This is a genomic window from Pedobacter agri PB92, from assembly GCF_000258495.1.
Lineage (GTDB): Bacteria > Bacteroidota > Bacteroidia > Sphingobacteriales > Sphingobacteriaceae > Pedobacter > Pedobacter agri.
Map to the genome: position 1 here is coordinate 1 of NZ_AJLG01000277.1, position 4250 is coordinate 4250.

Annotated in this window: 3 protein-coding genes; all 3 read right to left on the minus strand. The window is 39.2% G+C overall.

The window, feature by feature from the left end:
* A partial coding sequence (locus tag ON09_RS22910; RefSeq protein WP_010603405.1) for a glycosyl hydrolase occupies nucleotides 1-2044 on the minus strand: 2044 nt, incomplete at its 3' end.
* A gap of 103 nt (nucleotides 2045-2147) precedes the next feature.
* A complete protein-coding gene (gene fucP, locus ON09_RS22915) occupies nucleotides 2148-3440 on the minus strand; it encodes an L-fucose:H+ symporter permease (RefSeq protein ID WP_010603406.1) in 1293 nt (430 codons plus the stop codon).
* Between the two features lie 117 nt (nucleotides 3441-3557).
* Nucleotides 3558-3998, minus strand: coding sequence for a MaoC/PaaZ C-terminal domain-containing protein (locus ON09_RS22920; RefSeq protein WP_010603407.1), 441 nt, complete (start codon nucleotides 3996-3998; stop codon nucleotides 3558-3560).
* Between the last annotated feature and the right edge of the window lie 252 nt (nucleotides 3999-4250).

Sequence of the window (4250 nt, forward strand, 5' to 3'; positions counted from 1 at the left end):
AAGTCTCCACTAGTCTGTCTGGCAACACCGAACGACGGGGTAATTCCTCGCCCGTAAAAACGGCAATATCAACCACTGGTTTGCCTTTTTGTAGAAGATTTTGTGTTCGCTCTGCGTAATCTACCCAAGCTTTACCGAGTTTCCACCAGGTTTGGTCGCGTTGAAAATACAAACCCACACCATCTAAAGTTACGCCCGGCTTTCTATCTGTGAACGGATTTTGAACAAAAACATGATAAACCAATTTGTTAATTCCGAGTGCATAATTTCTATCCTGTAAGGTTTTCATATTCGCCGGACTTTCATTCCAATCCATACGAACAGTCGTAAAAGCTTCTGCCTGAATGATGTTTTTACCATAAATGTGTGCACCAGAAATGGCATCGAGCATATCGTTAGGTTTATCATGCGTCGGGCTATTTAACCAAAACTCACCCATTGGAACATCAACAGTTTTATAATGCATTAAACCATCGCTGATCATGGTTGGTGCAATACTTTCAGCAGTAAAGGTTACACCTCGCTCCTTTGCCAAAGCAGCCAAAGTTTTATAAAACTGGTCAATAACCAATTCTGAAATGGTCTTTCTTACATCATACAAGAAACCCTCAGATACTTGTACGCTTTCTACAGGTAATCCAGTCATAATTGGCAGGTAAGGCGTTAAATCATAACCTCTGCGTTTTAAAAACTCAGCTTTAAATAAAGGCGACCAATTCTGACTACCGCATTCCCAGCTATCGACATGGAAAGCACTTAAAACTTTTTTCGCAATTTCTGGTCCACCGTGTTTAAGTGCTTCACCATACCAACTATCAAATTGCAATTTAACTGCCGCAGGATTAAATTTATCGCATTCTAGTCCTTTACCTCCGCCAGCTGTAGCATTGGTATGCCCTGTTGATGTATGTCCGACTCTTAAAATTGTCCAGTTTCCTTTTGGGGCTTTCCAATTCAAAGTTCCATCAGGATTTAATTTATCTGTTAGGTTAATGATTTTATTTAACGGAACACATAGATTTTTAGCGATTTGCTCGTCTGTACTTCTTTTGCTTATTCTCCAGACCGAACCATTTTTACCCTCAAACTGATTGATTTGTGCCTCTCCAGATAACTCGAGATTAACCAGTTTCAGTGATGGCTTCCACTTTGCAGCATCTAAATCTTCTGCACCGGGTTCAGAACCCTTTTTATCATAAATAAACCTGAAATATTTCGCGGTTGTCGGCACGATAGAATGCGTCACATCTTCATCGGTATCTTGCCATCCGTGGCGTGGCGCTTCTAATCTTCCAATAGATCGAAAGTTTTTGCCGTCATCACTCACTTCGATAGCCAATCTTTGTGCCTGGTAATTATTGCCACTGATTTTGATGGTTATTGTGCGGCAAGTAAAAGGTTTTTCAAACTCGTATTGAACGTAGCAAGGTTCATTTGAACCAAAGCTTTTTTTATTCCCAACCTGAACCAAACCTGTGGCATCAGCACCGTTACTCGCAGTAATTTTGGGTACAATTGTTCTTGTTGAAACATTAACATCAACAGGCGATGGATAAGCGTATACCGCTATATCTTGATAATAATTTTCTTGATGCTCTGGTTTAGGTAAATTAATCTTACCACTTGAATGATTGACATTTAACTTAGACCAAACTACTTTTTGCATAGAGAGTTCGGGCGTAATCCAAGGCCCACCTGCAAGCGCAAAACCATCGCTTACATGCATCCCGATTTTCAGGTTCAAACGTTTGGCTTCATCCATGGCAAACTCTACCAACTTCCACCATTCTGGTGTTAATTGAATTGCTGGAGGAGCATAAACTGGGGTTTTATCTGGCCCTTGAATACTCATTAAATAAGCACCTGCAATTCCATTCGTTTTCATGGCTTCTAAATCGGCTGTGATGCCTGCTTTAGAAACCGCACCCTTTACCCAATACCAAAATACCCATGGTTTTGAATTTTCGTTCTGTTGCGCATTAAGCGTAAAGCTGAAAGCACAAAGTAGAAAGAACAAGAAGATTTTTTTAAGTATTGGTTTCATTATTATTTTTTTTCTTCATTGCGAGGTACGAAGCAATCCTAAAGTACTCGCTATAAACTAGAGTTGTAAGATTGCTTCGTACCTCGCAATGACGATTTGTGATTTATTTATGAGCTATTTTATAACCTCGCAACCCGAAATACAAAATAATTAAATAACAAACCAAAGGGATGCTATAGCCGATTTGGATGTTATCTCCATAAATATCGATTAGCGAGCCCATTCCAAAGGGTAATATTGCACCGCCTACAATCGACATAATTAACCATGAAGAGCCTGGTTTGGTGTCTTCTCCAATGCCGTCTATTCCTAATGCAAAAATTGTTGGGAACATGATTGACATGAAGAAACCTAATCCACCAAGCGCATAAACGATGATTACACCACTTCCAGTAATGGCAACGATACTTAACAAGACTGAAATGACCGCGTATATAGCCAATAATTTGTTTGATGCGATAAACTGTAAAAGTGCTGTGCCCGCAAAACGGCCAACTGTGAACAACAAACCGTAAATAGCCAAATATGATGCAGCTGTTTTCTCATCGAAACCTCCTCCTTGCTGCGCCATCCGGATAAAAAAACTGGTTACACAAACCTGTGCACCAACATAGAAAAACTGAGCAATTACAGCCCACCTTAAGTGCTTGTGGCGTAATGCGCCAAAAAAACTTCCTTTTGCCTCGCCATCAACGCTTTTAGTTTTGATTTCTGGCAGATGAATGAAATAGAATATCACCGCAATAACCAGCAAAATTATTCCAAGGGTGATGTATGGGGTTTTAACAGATGCTGCCTCTTCAAGGAAATAATTGTTTCGGCTGGCTTCTGTCATCGCTGCGAGCTCTTCTTTCGTATGTGATTTTCCTGAAAGAATAAACAGGCCACCAATTAATGGCGCCACCATTGCGGCCAAACCATTGAACGAAGCTGCCAAATTTAATCGGCTAGTAGCTTTCGATGGATTACCTAAAACTGCAGCATATGGATTAGCGGAGGTTTCAAGCATGGTTAATCCACAGCCAATGATAAAAAGTGCAATTAAAAAGGTGATATAGGAGAGATTATTTGCTGCAGGAACAAAAAGAAAAGCACCAAAGGCAAAAGCCAGCAACCCAGAAATCATGGTGGCTTTATAGCCCCACTTTTTTAAAATCATACCAGCTGGTATCGCCATTAAGAAATATGCAAAGAAAACAGAAGTATCAATTAATGTTGATTGACTATTGCTTAGGTTACATGCTTTCTTCAAATGTGGAATTAAAATTGAATCTAAATTATGTGCCATTCCCCACAAGAAAAACAAGCTCACGACCAATATAAATGGCAATAAATATTTCTTTCCTGATGATGGGTCGCCTTCAGTAACGATTTCGGGTTGTGTATTGTGGTTCATTATATTTGGTTTATTTTGGTTCAGTGGTTTATTTGTTCAATAGTTCACTAGTCATTAGTTAGCGATGTATTATCTAATAATCTAAGTCATTAGTTTAATTATGCATCTCGACTAGAACTATTTCTTCTTAACTACAAGCAAATGGTCGCAGACTAACACAACCTCTCCGTGTTGGTTAATGATTTCTACGTGTTCAGTAACCGTTCCGTATTCAGGTCTTTTGCTTTCTCCTTTTTCCGAAATTGTGATTTCAGAATGAATGGTATCGCCAATAAAAACAGGTTTTACGAAACGTAGTTTATCATATCCTTTAGACATGGCTTCAGGATTAATTTCTGATGCCGTCAAACCGATGCCAATGCTAAAAATCATTGTTCCATGGGCAATACGTTGTTTAAAAGGTTGCGTTGCACACCATTCTGCATCCATGTGGTGCGGAAAGAAATCACCTGTATGACCTGCGTGAACGACAAAATCGGTTTCCGTTATTGTGCGCCCCAAGGTTACACGTTTATCTTGTAATTGGTAATCTTCAAAAAAAGTTGATTTGAAATACATAATTTTATTCTTAATAGCTCGGTATTTTACAACCATTTATTTTTTTGTCTTAGCCAGACGGGCTCTTTTCTTTTGACCGCAAAAGAAACAAAACTCCCAGCTTAAAATTTTTCTATTAAAGGAACTGCGTTGGCTTTGACATTGCATTCCGAAAAATTTGTTAGGCTGGATTTTAGTAGAACGATTTTTAGTGCTTTGGCCTTTCAATATGCAAATAGCGTGTGCACCCAAACTTTCAACCAGTGTGTACGT